Source organism: Kitasatospora sp. NPDC017646 (genome assembly GCF_044329365.1).
Taxonomy (GTDB): domain Bacteria; phylum Actinomycetota; class Actinomycetes; order Streptomycetales; family Streptomycetaceae; genus Kitasatospora.
This window is the reverse complement of sequence record NZ_JBIRJC010000014.1, coordinates 134,813-149,361: the sequence shown is the minus strand read 5'-3', so window position 1 is coordinate 149,361 and position 14,549 is coordinate 134,813. Positions and strand designations below refer to the sequence as shown.

15 protein-coding genes are annotated in these 14,549 nt (G+C 73.7%); 6 read left to right on the top strand and 9 right to left on the bottom strand.

The annotated features are described in order from the left end of the window. The gene (locus ACH4J0_RS22830) at positions 1 to 930 is read left to right on the top strand and encodes a cellulose-binding protein (RefSeq protein ID WP_396242346.1); all 930 of its coding nucleotides are present in this window, start codon (positions 1 to 3) and stop codon (positions 928 to 930) included. Between the two features lie 105 nt (positions 931 to 1,035). Here ACH4J0_RS22830 and ACH4J0_RS22825 read toward each other — a convergent pair whose 3' ends face one another. Further along, positions 1,036 to 1,347 carry a hypothetical protein gene (locus ACH4J0_RS22825; RefSeq protein WP_396242345.1) on the bottom strand — a complete coding sequence of 104 codons (312 nt, stop codon included), beginning with the start codon at positions 1,345 to 1,347 and terminating at the stop codon, positions 1,036 to 1,038. Beyond that, positions 1,344 to 2,084, bottom strand: coding sequence for an alpha/beta fold hydrolase (locus ACH4J0_RS22820; protein ID WP_396242344.1), 741 nt, complete (start codon positions 2,082 to 2,084; stop codon positions 1,344 to 1,346). The genes ACH4J0_RS22825 and ACH4J0_RS22820 overlap by 4 nt, the downstream gene beginning before the upstream one ends. A gap of 259 nt (positions 2,085 to 2,343) precedes the next feature. On the opposite strand from ACH4J0_RS22820, the gene ACH4J0_RS22815 reads away from it, so the two are divergent. Together ACH4J0_RS22815 and ACH4J0_RS22810 are read left to right on the top strand one after the other, a co-directional pair. Further along, positions 2,344 to 3,348: an ABC transporter ATP-binding protein gene (locus ACH4J0_RS22815; RefSeq protein ID WP_396242343.1), complete on the top strand. Its 1,005-nt coding sequence runs from the start codon at positions 2,344 to 2,346 to the stop codon at positions 3,346 to 3,348. A gap of 1 nt (position 3,349) precedes the next feature. Further along, positions 3,350 to 4,117 carry an ABC transporter permease subunit gene (locus ACH4J0_RS22810; protein WP_396242342.1) on the top strand — a complete coding sequence of 256 codons (768 nt, stop codon included), beginning with the start codon at positions 3,350 to 3,352 and terminating at the stop codon, positions 4,115 to 4,117. Between the two features lie 33 nt (positions 4,118 to 4,150). On the opposite strand, the gene ACH4J0_RS22805 is transcribed toward ACH4J0_RS22810, so the two are convergent. After that, entirely contained in the window at positions 4,151 to 4,474 is a 324-nt protein-coding gene (locus ACH4J0_RS22805) for an ATP/GTP-binding protein (protein ID WP_396242341.1), read from the bottom strand. 228 nt (positions 4,475 to 4,702) lie between these two features. On the opposite strand from ACH4J0_RS22805, the gene ACH4J0_RS22800 reads away from it, so the two are divergent. Continuing rightward, positions 4,703 to 6,013, top strand: coding sequence for an LLM class flavin-dependent oxidoreductase (locus tag ACH4J0_RS22800; protein ID WP_396242340.1), 1,311 nt, complete (start codon positions 4,703 to 4,705; stop codon positions 6,011 to 6,013). A gap of 69 nt (positions 6,014 to 6,082) precedes the next feature. Here the strand turns inward: ACH4J0_RS22800 and ACH4J0_RS22795 are convergent, their stop codons facing one another. Beyond that, positions 6,083 to 6,475 (bottom strand): SCO5389 family protein, encoded by a 393-nt coding sequence (locus tag ACH4J0_RS22795; protein ID WP_380452930.1) that lies wholly within the window; start codon positions 6,473 to 6,475, stop codon positions 6,083 to 6,085. A gap of 481 nt (positions 6,476 to 6,956) precedes the next feature. On the opposite strand from ACH4J0_RS22795, the gene nucS reads away from it, so the two are divergent. Next, positions 6,957 to 7,616 carry an endonuclease NucS gene (nucS, locus tag ACH4J0_RS22790; RefSeq protein ID WP_396242339.1) on the top strand — a complete coding sequence of 220 codons (660 nt, stop codon included), beginning with the start codon at positions 6,957 to 6,959 and terminating at the stop codon, positions 7,614 to 7,616. 4 nt (positions 7,617 to 7,620) lie between these two features. Here nucS and ACH4J0_RS22785 read toward each other — a convergent pair whose 3' ends face one another. From ACH4J0_RS22785 to ACH4J0_RS22765, 5 genes are all read right to left on the bottom strand, one after another. After that, the gene (locus ACH4J0_RS22785) at positions 7,621 to 9,936 is read right to left on the bottom strand and encodes an ATP-binding protein (RefSeq protein WP_396242338.1); all 2,316 of its coding nucleotides are present in this window, start codon (positions 9,934 to 9,936) and stop codon (positions 7,621 to 7,623) included. Positions 9,937 to 10,163: 227 nt separating this feature from the next. Further along, entirely contained in the window at positions 10,164 to 10,481 is a 318-nt protein-coding gene (locus tag ACH4J0_RS22780; RefSeq protein ID WP_396242337.1) for an STAS domain-containing protein, read from the bottom strand. A gap of 398 nt (positions 10,482 to 10,879) precedes the next feature. Next, complete coding sequence (locus ACH4J0_RS22775) at positions 10,880 to 11,749, bottom strand: 3-hydroxyacyl-CoA dehydrogenase family protein (RefSeq protein WP_396242336.1); 870 nt, start codon at positions 11,747 to 11,749, stop codon at positions 10,880 to 10,882. 197 nt (positions 11,750 to 11,946) lie between these two features. Beyond that, positions 11,947 to 12,597 carry a response regulator gene (locus tag ACH4J0_RS22770; RefSeq protein WP_396242335.1) on the bottom strand — a complete coding sequence of 217 codons (651 nt, stop codon included), beginning with the start codon at positions 12,595 to 12,597 and terminating at the stop codon, positions 11,947 to 11,949. Next, positions 12,594 to 13,796 carry a sensor histidine kinase gene (locus ACH4J0_RS22765; RefSeq protein ID WP_396242334.1) on the bottom strand — a complete coding sequence of 401 codons (1,203 nt, stop codon included), beginning with the start codon at positions 13,794 to 13,796 and terminating at the stop codon, positions 12,594 to 12,596. Before ACH4J0_RS22765 ends, ACH4J0_RS22770 begins: the two co-directional genes overlap by 4 nt. A 156-nt stretch (positions 13,797 to 13,952) precedes the next feature. On the opposite strand from ACH4J0_RS22765, the gene ACH4J0_RS22760 reads away from it, so the two are divergent. Then, complete coding sequence (locus ACH4J0_RS22760) at positions 13,953 to 14,546, top strand: hypothetical protein (protein ID WP_396242333.1); 594 nt, start codon at positions 13,953 to 13,955, stop codon at positions 14,544 to 14,546. The last annotated feature ends 3 nt before the right edge of the window (positions 14,547 to 14,549 follow it).

Genomic DNA, 14,549 nt, shown 5'->3' with positions numbered 1-14,549 from the left:
ATGAGCGACAGTCACTCCCCTCACGGCTTCGACCTGGTGCGCCGTGGGTACGAGCGCGCCCAGGTCGACGAGCGGATCACCAAGCTGGTGGCCGACCGTGACAGTGCCTTGACCCGGATCAGCGCGCTGGAGAAGCGCATCGAGGAGCTCCACCTGGAGACCCAGACCGCCCAGGCGGCGGTCGCCGAACAGGAGCCCTCCTACGCCGGTCTCGGCGCCCGGGTCGAGAAGATCCTGCGGCTGGCCGAGGAGGAGGCCAAGGACCTGCGCGACGAGGCGCACCGCGCCGCCGAGCAGCACCGCGAGCTGGCCGAGGCCGCCGCGCAGCAGGTCCGCACCGAGGCCGAGAACTACGCCAAGGACCGCAAGGCCAAGGCGGAGGACGAGGGTCTGCGGATCGTCGACAAGGCGAAGAGTGACTCCGCCCAGCTGCGCGCCGAGGCCAACAAGGACGCCCAGAACAAGCGCGAGGAGGCGGACGCCCTCTTCGAGGAGACCCGCACCAAGGCCGCCCAGGCGGCGCTGGAGTTCGAGACCAACCTGGCCAAGCGCCGGGAACAGTCCGAGCGCGACCTGGCCGCCCGTCAGGCCAAGGCCGAGAAGCGCCTCGCCGAGATCGAGCACCGGGCCGAGCAGCTGCGCCTGGAGGCCGAGAAGCTGCGCACCGACGCCGAGCGCCGGGCCCGCCAGACCGTCGAGACGGCCCAGCGCCAGTCCGAGGACATCGTGGCGGACGCCAACGCCAAGGCGGACCGCATCCGCAGCGAGTCCGAGCGCGAGCTGGCGGCGCTGACCAACCGTCGCGACAGCATCAACGCCCAGCTGACCAACGTCCGCGAGATGCTGGCGACGCTGACCGGCGCGGCCGTGGCCGCCGCCTCGCTGCCGAACGACGACACCATGGGCGTGCCCGCCCAGCAGGCGCGCTGACGCAGCCGCTGACGCGGTCCCGCGACAGGCCCTCACCCTTCCGGGTGAGGGCCTGTCCGCTGTCTCCCCGTCATCACCTCGGGCGTCTTTCCCTCCAGGACGCGCTCAGCGGGGGTAGGCCCCGTCGGGCCGCTGGTGCCCGCTGCTGAGCTGGTTGCCCTCGTCGTCCGAGACCGTGCCGAACCAGGAGGTGCACCAGACCGACACCGAGTCGGGCCAGTACTGCACCTCGAACGGGTGCCCGGACCCGTAGTCGCCGTACGAGGTGACGATGAAGGTCTCCCCCGGGCGCATCCAGTAGTCCTCGCCGAGCGGTTCCAGGGTCAGCTCCAGCAGCCCCTCGCCACGGTTCGTCACCGGCATCCGGCCGGTCACCTCCAGGGCCGAGAAGTCCCAGCCCGCCGCGTCCGGGCTCATCCGGCGGCCACCCGGGCGAGCAACCGGCGGACGGCGGCGTCGAACGCCCCCGGGGACTCCAGGGCGCTGAGGTGGCCCACCCCGGGGACGACGGTCAGCTCGGCGTCCGGGCGGGTCCGGACCATCCGTTCGGCCTCCTCCAGCGGCACCAGGGCGTCCAGGGCGCCCGCGACGACCGCGAGCGGCACCCGGAGCCCGGCCAGGACGTCCAGGGAGTCCGGACGGGCCGCCATGGCCCGCTGGGCCCAGGCGACGGCGGCCGGCGGGGCGGCGGCCACCATCGCCTGCACCCGCTCGACCAGGTGCTGGGAGCCGGGCCCGAGTTGCCCTGCCGCCACCCGCTCGTCCAGCAGCAGCTGGACGCTGTCCCGGGCGGTGACGGCGGCGGCGATCCGCTCCCGGTTGGCCCGGGCGGCGTCGGGGTCTGCGGTGGCCCGGGTGTTGGACAGCAGCAGGCCGGACAGCCGGTCCGGGTGGCGACGGGCGAAGGCGAGCGCGACGTAGCCGCCCATGGAGAGGCCGCCGACCACCGCGCGGTCGATCCCGGCCGCGTCCAGCAGCAGCGCCAGGTCGTCGGCGACCAGGTCCAGCGAGGGCTCGTCCGTGCCCAGCTCGGTGCCTCCGAAGCCCCGTTGGTCGGGGGCGAGCACCCGGACCTCGTCCCCGGTCAGTCCGGGCAGCGCGTCCAGCTGGGCGGACCACATCGAGGCGTTCAACGGAAAGGCGTGCAGGAGCACGAGGGGGCTTCCGGTACCGCTCTCACGGACCGAAACTGTGGAAGGGGGCTGACTCATGCGCCCGCCTCGCTACGCTCGGCAGGGGCATGACCCGACGCGCATCCCTCAATGATCCGCTCGGCACGGGCATGACCCAACGCGCACCTCTCAACGATTCGCTCGCTCATGCGCCCACCGTATTCGGGTGGGACCGGCAGGCCCACTCAGCGGGCCGCCCTATCCGCTTTGTCCTAACCTGCCAGAGAGCAAGGGAGCGCCAATGATCGAGTTGCACGACCTGACGAAACGGTATGGCAAGACGCTCGCCGTGGACCGGCTCAGCTTCACGGTCCCCCAGGGGGTGGTCACCGGCTTCCTCGGCCCCAACGGCGCGGGCAAGTCCACCACCATGCGCATGATCCTCGACCTGGACCGCCCGACCGGCGGAAGGGTCACCATCGACGGCAAGCGCTACGGGCAGCTCAGCGAACCGCTCAAGAAGATCGGCGCCCTGCTGGAGGCCAAGGCCGTCCACCCCGGCCGCACCGCCCGCGACCACCTGCTCTGGCTCGCCCAGAGCAACCGGATCCCCGAGCGCCGGGTGGACGAGGTGCTCGCCCTGGTCGGCCTCACCCCGGTCGCCCGCAAGCGGGCCCGCGGCTTCTCGCTCGGCATGGGCCAGCGACTGGGCATCGCCTCGGCGCTGCTCGGCGACCCCGAGATCGTCATGTTCGACGAGCCGGTCAACGGCCTGGACCCGGAGGGCATCCTCTGGATCCGCAACCTGATGAAGCGCCTCGCCGGCGAGGGCCGGACGGTCTTCGTCTCCTCCCACCTGATGAGCGAGATGGCCGTCACCGCCGACCACCTGGTGGTCATCGGCAAGGGCCGGCTGCTCGCCGACCTGCCGATGCCGGAGTTCATCCGGCGCAACTCCCGCTCCGCCGTACGGCTGCGCACCCCGCAGCCCGAGCGCCTGCTCGACGCCCTGGCCGCAGCCGGCCTGCGGCACGAACCGGGACCGGACGGCTCCTACGAGGTGGTCGACGGCGACCTCGCGGACCTCGGCGAGCTGGCCGCCTCGCACGGCGTGGTGCTGCACGAACTCAGCCCGCAGCAGGCCTCGTTGGAGGAGGCGTTCATGCAGATGACGGCGGACTCGGTGGAGTACCACGCGGGCCGCGGCCCGGGCCCCGAGGAGGCCGGGGCGCCCGGCGCCTGGGGCGCGGGCTGGAAGGCGGACGGCAACCGGCCGACCGCGGCGGTGCGGCAGGAGGAGAACTGAGATGACGTCCTTCCCGGCGATCCTGCGCTCCGAGTGGACGAAGATCCGCAGCGTCCGCTCCACCCTCTGGACCCTCGCGCTGGCCTTCGTGGTCACCGTGGGCATCGGCGCGCTGCTGTCCCTGCTCACCAACAACAACTTCACCGAGTTCCGGCGCCACGACCAGAGCCCCTTCGACGCCACCGGCACGGCCTTCTCCGGCATCATGCTCGGCGAACTGGCCATCATCGTCTTCGGCGTGCTGGCGATCGGCAACGAGTACAGCAGCGGCATGATCCGGGTCACCCTGGCCGCCGTCCCCCAGCGCGGCACCCTGCTCGTCGGCAAGGCACTGGTGCTCGGCGCGCTCGCCCTGGCGGTCTCGCTGGTGACCGCCTTCGTCACCTTCTTCGTCGGCCAGGCGCTGCTGGGTTCGCACTCCACCAGCCTGAGCGAGCCGAACGTCCTGCGCGCGGTGCTCGGCGCCGCGCTGTACCTGACGATGATCTGCCTGTTCTCGGCCGGCGTCACCGCCATGCTGCACAACCAGACCCTCGCGCTGGGCGTGCTGGTGCCGTTCTTCTTCCTGCTCTCGCCGATCCTCTCGGCGGTGCCGAAGGTCAAGACCCTGGCCCACTACTTCCCCGACTACGCCGGCTCGCGGGTGCTGCTGGTGTACCAGCAGAACGGCCAGCCGTACGGGCCGTGGGCGGGCTTCACCATCTGCCTCGCGTGGACCCTGGCGGCCCTGGTCGGCGGCGCGCTGGTGTTCAAGGGCCGCGACGCCTGAGGAAGTTCGAGCAGTCGGATCGAGCGGTCGGACTCAGTACCGCGGAGCGCCGCGCCCCCGCAGGATGTTGGAGGCCCGGCGCTCCCGCGCTCCCCAGCACGCCCGGTGCCAGTGCCGCCGGTCGTCCACCCCGCCGCCGTGCATCGGCCAGGCCACCACGTGTCCCACCCCGGGCGGGATCTCCTGGTCGCAGCCCGGACAACGGTAGAACCGCCCCGATGTGCCCGCGACCGTCTGCACCACCCAGTCGTCGCCCTGGTAGTTCTCGGTACGGCGCAGCGATCCGCCGAACGGGGCGGCGGCCGGCTCGGCGCTCTCGCGGGGGGCGGCGCTCTTGATCCGGTTGCGGCGGGGCACGGCGGACTGCCTCTCTTCCGGGGCTCGAAGTCGTTCCAGCCTACGGGTGTCCTTCCCCCCGCCGTGCCCCTATCACGGCTTCGGCCGACCGTCCGGCGTTTTTGCCGAGATCCACCCGATCATCGGGGAAATTCGGGGTTCAGCGTGCCATTGGCACATGACATCGGATACCCACGAGGGGACAGGCGGGGCCCGCAGACCCTGCGTGCACCCGAGGAGGCCCCCAGGATGACCAAGACCAGCCCCCGCGCCGAGACCCGCCGGCCCGTCGGCGTACGGCCGCCCGCCCCAGGCCCGACGCTGACCTCCGTCCCGCCGCTGACCGCCGTCGCGGGCGAGCCGCTGACCGCGGCGCAGCGAGCCGGCGCGTTGCCGCCGGACACCGCCCCGGTCCGGGTCGGCGCGTTCCTGCTGTCCGCCCAGTTCCCCGGACAGAGCCACGGCGAGGTGCTGGAGCGCACCGTCCGGGCCTCCGTCGAGGCCGAACGCGCGGGCCTGGACAGCGTCTGGCTGGCCGAGCACCACTTCGTCCCGTACGGGGTCTGCCCGAACGCCGCGACCCTCGCCGCACTGCTGCTCGGCCGCACCCGCCGGATCGGCATCGGCACGGCCGTCAGCGTGCTGTCCACCAGCCACCCGGTGGCGCTCGGAGAACAGGCCGCGCTGCTGCACCTCACCTCCGGCGGGCGCTTCACGCTCGGTGTGGGCCGCGGCGGGCCGTGGATCGACCTGGACGTGTTCGGCAGCGGCGTGGACGCCTTCGAGAACGGCTTCCCGGAGCGGCTGGACCTGCTGCTGCGCTGGCTGCGCGGCTCCCGGGTGGGAGCGGACGGCCCGCAGTTCACCTTCCCCGAGGTGGCGGTGGTGCCGCAGGCCGCCGAACCGCCGCGCCGCCCCGGGCTGGGCAGCTGGCTCGGCCTCGACGACCCGTCCGGCCCGGTGCGCTTCCCCCGGCAGCGCCAGGACACCGAGGGCCTGGGCGAGGAGCTCACCACCGCCGGACGACCGGCGGCCGGCCCACCGGTGGTGGTCGCCTGCACCTCCCCGGGCGGGGTGAAGCTGGCCGCCGAGCGCGGCCTGCCCATGCTGCTCGGCATGCACTCCGGCGACGACGACAAGCTGCGGATGCTGGAGCTCTACCGCACCGCCTGGCTGGCCGCCGGGCGCGGCGAGGAGCAGCTGCGCCGGGTGACCCGCCAACACGTCGCGGCCGGGGTGGCGCAGGTGGACGACCGCACCGCGGCCGCCCGGGCCACCCTGCTGAACGCGATGCCCGGCTGGTTCGAGCACGGGCTGGGCGCCCACCGCACCGTGGACGGCCGCGAGCGCAAGATGCGCGACCCGCACCAGTACACCCAACTCCTCTGCGACCTGCACGCGGTGGGCACGCCGAAGCAGTGCGCCGACCGGCTGCTGGCCACCGCCGAGCGCACCGGCATCCGGCGGTTCGCCCTGCTCGCGGAGGGCAGCGGCGACCGTGAGGCGACCCTGCACAACATCACCCGGCTGGGCTCCGAGGTGCTGCCGCAGCTGAGTTGACGCAAGCGGCCCCGGTCCCGGGCCGCCGCCCCTCCCCCACCGGGGGCGGGGCGGCCGGCACCGGCCGGGTCAGCAGTCCCGCAGCTCCTCGGACTGGTTGAGCAGCTGCTCCCGGACGGAGGTGAAGCGGCCGTACCGCGCCTCGTTGGCCTCCGACGGCAGGAACACCGCCACCCGGTGACAGTTCTGGAACGCCAGCCGGACCCCGAAGTGGCGCTGCAGGGCGCCCCGGATGGCATCGCTGGCCAGGGCGCGCAGCAGCTGGCCGCGGGCCTGCTCGCTGGGCGGCGGCACCTGGTTGTCGGCGAAGTCGGTGCCGTCGACCTTCGCCTGCGCGACCAGCGAGCTGATCAGGTCCCAGGCGTACGGCAACGAGACGCGGACGCAGTCGACGAATTCCCGCTCGTCGACCTCGCCCCGCTCGGCCTTCTCCAGCAGGGCCGGTGAGACGTCGAGCGACATGGATTCTCCTCTCGCGGTCCACCCGCGCGGCGCCCGGGTGGTCATGCGTAGTCCAAGCTCACAGTGAGGGTGGGCGAAATCGCAGGTGATGTCCGGACCACCGTGGGACGGGGGTTTCCGGCACCTTTGCGAAGGCGGCGGCGCCACGGGACGTGACGTCCTGAACACCGACCGCGTCAGAACAGCGTGGCAGTCAACGGCGGAGCGGGCTGGTCATTCCTACGGATTGCTTCGGAAATACGCCGTGGTGCACCAGATTGGCCTGATCCCGTCGGATCGTTCATCTGAAGTCTCCATCCCCGTTGACAGCGACCCCGCATCCGCACCGTCACACACCGTAGCGGTCCGAGGGGGGCGTACGCCAGAGCGCGGGGAGCGGCGGCGGGCCCGCCGAACCTCCATGTTCGCGGGGTTCGCGCTTTCTTCACCCGGTCGTCTCGGAATCGCATCAACTGGCCCCGGTGGGCTAGCGTGGTCGACCGTGCGTCTCGTAATTGCCCGCTGCTCAGTCGACTATGCCGGTCGGCTCTCCGCCCATCTGCCCTCCGCCACCAGGCTGATCCTGGTCAAGGCCGACGGCAGCGTCAGCATCCACGCCGACGACCGCGCCTACAAGCCGCTCAACTGGATGTCCCCGCCGTGCGTCCTCAAGGAGGCCGACGGGGTCTGGACGGTGGAGAACAAGCCCGGCGAGAAGCTCATCATCACGCTGGAGGAGGTGCTGCACGACTCCTCCCACGAACTCGGGGTGGACCCGGGTCTGATCAAGGACGGCGTCGAGGCCCACCTCCAGGAGCTGCTCGCGGACCGGATGGAGGTGCTCGGTGCCGGCTGGTCGCTGATCCGCCGCGAGTACCCGACCGCGATCGGCCCGGTCGACATCCTCTGCCGCGACTCCGACGGCGCCACGGTCGCCGTCGAGATCAAGCGCCGCGGCGAGATCGACGGCGTCGAGCAGCTCACCCGCTACCTCGAACTCCTCAACCGGGACCCGCTGTTGGCCCCGGTCAAGGGCGTCTTCGCCGCGCAGGAGATCAAGCCCCAGGCCCGCGTGCTGGCAACCGACCGGGGCATCGGCTGCGTGGTGCTGGACTACGACGAGCTGCGCGGCATCGACGACGACAAGCTCAAGCTGTTCTGACCGGTCAGGTCGAGGTCGGCGACGGGCTTGTCGGGACGGTCGGAGTGGCCGGCCCGGTCGGCGTCGAACTGGGCTTGGGGGACGTCGCGGACGGACTCGGCGACGGCGGGGTGCCGCCCCCGCCGCCACCCGGCTGAGTGCCTCCCCCGCCGTTGCCGCCCCCGCCCGAGCCGCCGGGCTTCTGCCCCGGCGGCTGCTCCGGCGGCTGCGACTGGCCCGGAACCGGCGGCTGGGACTGCTGCGGGGCCGCCGACCCGGTGGCCCCCGGAGAGGCGCTCGGCCGCTTGGACGGCGAGGCGCCGGGCGAGTGCGACGCGCTGCCGCTCGCCGAGGGCTCCGGGCTGGTCCCCGTACCCGCCGGGCTGCCCGGCTCGGTGCCGCCGGTCCCGGCCGTACCCGCGCTGTGGTCGGCGGACGGCTGCGGCATCGGCGCGTTGCCGGTGTCGCCGACCTCGTCCAGCCGCCCGTGCGGGTCGTTCGCCTTGTGCTCGTCGGGCCCGGTGAGGCTCATCGCCACCGCCGTCCCGAGCACCCCGAAGGTGAGCACGGCCGCCGAGGCCACCACCACCCGGCGCCGCTTCCCGGCCCGGGCCTTCAGTTTGGCCGGCACCCGCGCCGCGATCTTGCGGATCACCGGCCCTCGCCCCTGCGCCGCCGCGGCGGGCGCGGCGGCCGGCAGCTGTCGGCCGTCGGCGCGCAACAGATCGAGCATCCGGCGCGCGGCGGCGACCCCGCGCTGCTCCCCGGCGGTGGCCCGCAGGGTGAGCGCGGTCTCCAGTTCGGCGAGCGCCCGGGACGGCTGCTGGAGGCAGATCGCGTGCACGCCCGCCTCGTGGTGGAACCAGGCCTGGTCGACCGCGGAGCCGCTTCGCCGGGCCGCCTCCAGGCCCAGCTGCAGCACCCGCTCCCAGGCACCCCAGCGCAGCGACAGCGCCAGTGCGGGCGCCGCCGCCCGGGCCAGCCGGACCACCGCCTCGTGCCGTCCGGCGGTGCGGTCGGCGAGCAGCACGCCGATCAGCACCTCGGCCTCGGCGGCGATCTGCGCCAGCGACACCGAGCTGTGCCCGACCCACCACGCGAAGTGCTGGGCGGCGCCGTCGACGCAGCCGCGGGCCGGCCAGTGCGGGGCGAGCAGTTCCAGCGCCCCCGCGGTCAGCCGGTGGTGGCCGCCGATGGACACCGCGAGCCCCGCGTCGGCGAGTTCGGCCAGTGCGCTCTCGCCCTGGCCGACGTCGATCAGCGCGGGCAGGTGCGGCGCGGTGGGGCACTCGCCGCCGAGCGCGACGGCCAGCCGCAGCACGGCCTGCGCGGGCTCGCTGAGCCCCTCGGCGAGCCGGACCGCGGGCGAGGCCGTCTCGGCGACGGAGGGCAGCGGTACGGTGCGCCGCAGCGCGTCCTCCCGGATCGCCGGGTCGGGGTCGTGGACCGGCTCGTCGACCGCGCCGAAGACGTCCCGCCGGTCCTCCTCGGCGGCTACCAGCGCGTCCACCGAGACGTCCCGCTGGCGCAGCAGCGCGGCGGCCTGGACGAAGCGCAGCGGCAGGCCCTCGGACTCGAACCAGAGGTCGACCGCCCAGGCCTTCTCGGCGACGTCCAGGGGCCGCCCGGCCAGCCGGCCGGTGAGCGCGAGGCAGGCGGTCCGGGACAGCCCGGGGACGAGGTGGTCCCGCAGCCGGGAGTCGGCGGGCAGCGGCGGGCTGTCGGGGGCGCCCGAGATCAGGAAGGCGCAGCCGGGGACAGCGGCGAGCAGCTCCTCCAGCTCCGGGCCGGTCGGCTCGGCCTCGTCGATCACGACGACCGCGCCGACCCCGGCGAGGTGGGCGGCCAGCTGGCCCGGGTCGGGCCGGAAGCCGGGGGCGTGGTGGGTGGCCGCGAAGAGGTCCTGGAGCAGGTCGGCGGCGGTTCGGCGGTGTCCGCAGAGCTGCACGACGCCGCCGGAAGCGAGGTCGGCGGCGGCCTCGGCCACGGCCGACAGCAGGGTGCTGCGGCCCGAGCCGGCCTGGCCGACCAGGCGTATCGAGCGGCCCTCGGCGAGCAGGCCGAGCAGTTCGGCGATGTCGGCCTCGCGGTCGAGCAGCGGCAGGTCGGTGGGCCCGGCGCCGAGGGCGAGCGGGCCGACGGCGCGGCCGACGCCGCCGACCGGGCCCCGGGCGGGCTCGCTGCGTTCGAGCCTGCGGGGGCGGGGCCGCCACTCCTCCGGGCAGGGCCTGGCCTCGGAGCCGTCCGGGGCGCCGACGCCGACCAGCAGGCCGCCGGAGACCAGTTCGCCGCCGCGGGTGCGGGCGGCCTCCTGCCGGAACTCCCCGGATGGCTGTGCCACGTTCTGCTCCGCATCGTGGTCGGCCGCCGGCGCCCCGCGCCGGCCGGCACACGTCTCGGTCGCGGCCGCGGGCGGGCTGTGGGCAGCCGGCCCCGGGCGGCCGTCATCTGACGGGCAGACTCTTGCACATCCGGGGCCGCCCGTGCAGCGCGGTCCGGGTGCGGGGAAGGTGAAGGCGGGAACGGCCCGGTCAGGGGCCTGACGGACGCTCGGGCGCCGGACGGCCGCTAGAGGACGTGCGCCTCGGCGATGCCGCCGTCGACGGCCAGGATGCGGTGCAGCTTGGTGGCCACCAGCAGCCGCTGGAGCTGGGCGGGGACGGAGCGCAGCACGAGCCGGCGGCCGATCCGGCCGGCCCGCCGGTGGGTGCCCATGATCACGCCGAGTCCGGTGGCGTCCCAGAACTCCAGCCGGGCGAGGTCGAGCACGAGGTCGCCGAAACCGCCGTCCACGGCCTGGTGCAGCTGGGCCCGCGCGTCGGCGGCGGTGCGCACGTCGAGGCGGCCTTCGATGGCCAGCGCCTTGTGGTCGCCGGTGATGCGCATGCTCTCCTCCTTCGCCTGGGTGGGCCTGGTCGGGGTGGGTCCGGTCCCGGTCCCGGTCGTGACGGGCCGGGAGGCGGGGTGCCCCCTGGATCGGATGGATCGGGTGGGACGGCCCGGGCGGAACGCCTGTGACGGCTCGGCTCGCGCCCGGCCCCGGTCGCACTGCCGGATTCCCTCATCTGACGGTGGAGCAGCGCCGCAGGTTGCTGGTTCCGCCCCGTTCTGAAGCAACTTCACTCGTCCGAGGGAATATACGCAGGAACTCTCCACACCTACGCTCGATTACCGCCCAAATCACCCGTCTGCGGCACCCGGCGTGAGGAAACTCACCCGCGCGGCGCGGTGGGCCGCACGATGCCCCGATCGCACGGCCCACCAGGGCGTTCAGCCCCGTCGGGTCACTTGCCCTCGTACGGGTAGAAGCCGCGGCCGCTCTTGCGGCCCAGATCGCCGGCGGTGACCATGCGGGCCATGATCTCCGGGGCGGCGAACTTCTCGTCCTGGGTCTCGGTGTAGATGTTGCGGGCGGCGTGCAGCAGGATGTCCACGCCGGTGAGGTCGGCGGTCTGCAGCGGGCCCATCGCGTGGCCGAAGCCGAGGCGGCAGGCGGTGTCGATGTCCTCGGCGGTGGCCACGCCCGACTCGTACAGGCTGGCGGCCTCGACGACCAGCGCGGTGATCAGGCGGGTGGTGATGAAGCCGGCCACGTCGCGGTTGACCACCACGACCTCCTTGCCGACGCCCTCGGCGTAGGCGCGGGCGTCGGCAAGGGTCTCGTCGCTGGTCTTGTAGCCGCGAACCAGCTCGACCAGCTTCATCATCGGGACCGGCGAGAAGAAGTGGACGCCGACGACCGACTCGGGGCGCCGGGTGACGGCGGCGATCCGGGTGATCGGGATGGCGGAGGTGTTGGAGGCCAGCACGGCGCCGTCCTTGGCGAGCTTGTCCAGCTCGCGGAAGACGCCCTCCTTGACCTCCAGGTTCTCGAACACGGCCTCGACCACGATGTCGGCCTCGGCCACGGCGCCCAGGTCGGTGGTGGTGGTGATCCGGCCCAGCGCGGCCTCGGCGTCCTCGGCGCTCAGCCTGCCCTTGGAGACGAACTTCTCGTACGAGGCGCGGATGCCCGCGAGGCCGCGCTGCAGCGCCTCCTCGGTCACGTCCCGCAGCACCACGGGGTGGCCGGCCTGCGCGGACACCTGGGCGATGCCGGCGCCCATCAGGCCGGCACCGATCACGGCGATCTGCTTGCTGGACGCATTGCTCATGGCTGGGTCTCCCGATGCCGTCGCCGCCCTGCGGGCGGGCCCTGAAGGCGGCTCAGGGCAGGGATCGCCGCCTGGAGCCGCATCGCTCAATTCCGGGACTCTAACGCCCGGATCCCCCGCGCCACAGCAATCGGGAGTGTGATCTGCAACCGACGTGGTCAGCTGATCAGGATGCTCGTCAGCGGTCAGCCGGTCGGTCAGACGGTCAGGCCGAGGTCCTGGGCCAGGATCGCCGCCTGCACCCGGCTGCGCAGCCCCAGCTTCGCCAGGATCCGGCTGACGTGGGTCTTGGTGGTCGCCTCCGCCATCACCAGCCGGGCCGCGATCTCCCCGTTGGACATCCCGGCCCCGACGCAGGCCAGCACCTCCCGCTCGCGCCCGGTCAGCCCCGCGACCGCCGCCCGGGCCTCAGGGCCGACCGGCCGCTCCGGGCGGGCGAAGGTGCCGATCAGCCGCCTGGTCACCGAGGGCGCCAGCATGCCGTCCCCGCGCGCCACCGTCCGGATGCCCTCGACCAGGGTGTCCGCCTCCAGGTCCTTGAGCAGGAACCCGGCCGCGCCGGCCCGCAGCGCGCCGTAGACGTACTCGTCCAGGTCGAAGGTGGTCAGGACGAGCACCTGGGCGGCCCCGGCCGCGACCACCTGACGGGTCGCCGAAACCCCGTCCAGCCGGGGCATCTGCACGTCCATCAGCACCACGTCGGGCCGCAGCTCCAGCGCCAGCCGGACGGCCTCCTCCCCGTCCGCGGCCTGCCCGACCACCTCGAACTCCGGCTCGGCGCGCAGGATCATCACCAGTGCCGCCCGCACCGCCGCCTGGTCCTCCGCCACCAGCACCCGGATCGTCATGCCCGTCCCTCGCTCTCCCGGACGCGCGGCAGCACCGCGCGCACGCTCCAGTACCCGTCCCGCGCCCCGGCCTCGAAGCTCCCCCCGAGCAGCCCGGCCCGCTCCGACATGCCCACCAGCCCGGCGCGGGCGCCGGGCAGTTCGCGGCCCGGCTCGCCTCGGTACGGGCTGTCGACGCCGATCCGCAGTTCCTCGGGGCCGAACTCCAGCCGCACCGCGACCAGCCCGGGCCCGGAGTGCTTGAGCGCGTTGGTCAGCGATTCCTGCACGATCCGGTACGCGGCCAGCCCGACCGGCACCGGGACGGCGCCGCGCTCGCCCAGCTCGGTCAGCTCGAACTCCAGCCCGACGTCCTGCCCGGCCGCCCTGGCCTTGGCCAACAGAGCGTCCACCGCGGCCAGGTCGGGCGCCGCGTAGGACTCGTCGGCCTCGCCGCCGCCGCTGTCCCGGAGCAGTCCGATCATGCGACGCATTTCGGCCAATCCCTGGACGCTGTTCTCCCGGATCACGGCCAGCACCTCGACCAGCGGATCGTCCGCGGGCAGCTGCCGCCGCCGGGCGACCGACTGCGCCCCGGTGGCGTGGATCGCGATCGCCGACAGGTGGTTGGCCACCACGTCGTGCAACTCCCTTGCCATTCGGGCCCGTTCGGCACCGACCGCCTCGCGCCGGTCCATCTCCGACAGTAGGGCGGTCTGTTCGGCCCGCAGCCGCTCGGTCTCCGCCTCCTGCCGGTGCTTTCGCACCAGGTCGCCGGTCCACACCGGGGCCAGGAACACCAGCGAGCTGAGCACCACGATCAACAGCCCCGACGAGGTCCCGGCCGTGTACCAGGCCAGGCTGGAGAGCACCAGCACGGTCGCCCCACCGGTCAGGTGCAGCACCCGCGACATCCGGCGGGTGCCGTAGAGCACCGCCGCGTACAGCAGATCGGTGTACATGATCGTCGTCGCCAGCAGACTGCCGGCGAACACGCACCCGACGAAGGCCAGCCCGCCCAGCGACACCGCGAGCACCGGCCGGGTGCGCCGGACCAGCTCCAGCCCCGCCATCACCACCAGCGGCAGCGCCACCGCCCACCGGGGCACCGGACCGGCCCGGTCGTACACCTTGAAGACGATCAGCACCGCCCCGCCGAGCAGCCCGCACAGGGCGATCAGCCGGTCCAGTCGGCGCGGGGGGAGGGACGGTACGAGCACGGCCCCATCTCACCATCCCCGGCGGCCCGCCCGGCTCCGGAGCACGGAGGAGCCCGCTACATCGAAAGGTGCAGGCCCGGACCGCACCGCACGACGACGACACCGGCGCGCCCGCGCACGAGGCTGGAAGCACCGCCGAACGACCGGGAGCAGAACGTGATCGTCACCCTCATCGCCGCGGCCGAGATCTCCTGGTGGATCGTGCTCGGCCTCGCGCTCTCCGCCCGCTACCTGCTCCGGTGGCGCCGCACCAGCACCGCGCTGCTGGTCGGCCTGCCGGTGGTGGACCTCGCCCTGTACACCCTCACCGTGCTGAACCTGCGGAGCGGGGCCGAGGCGAGCTGGATGCACGCCCTGGCGGCGAGCTACGCGGGCTTCTCGATCGGCTACGGCCCCTCGCTGGTCGCCTGGGCCGACCGGCACTTCCTGCACCGCTTCGCCGGCGGGCCCGCGCCGCTGCCCTCGCCCAGGTACGGGCCGGAGCGGACCGCGCACGAGTGGCGGGTCGCCGGCCGGACCGTCGTCTCGGCGGCGGTCACCCTGACCCTGATCACCCTGCTGGTGCCGCTCTCCGCGGGCTCCGCCCACTTCGGCACCTTCGCCCAGTGGTACTGGAAGCTGGGCATCGCGGCCGTGGTCAACGTGATCGTGGCCGGCTGCTACTCGATCTGGCCCAAGGAGCCCCCGGCCGGCGTGCGGGTCGAGCACGGCCGGGTGGTCGAGCCGAAGGAGCCTGCCGAGAAGGCCTAGCGG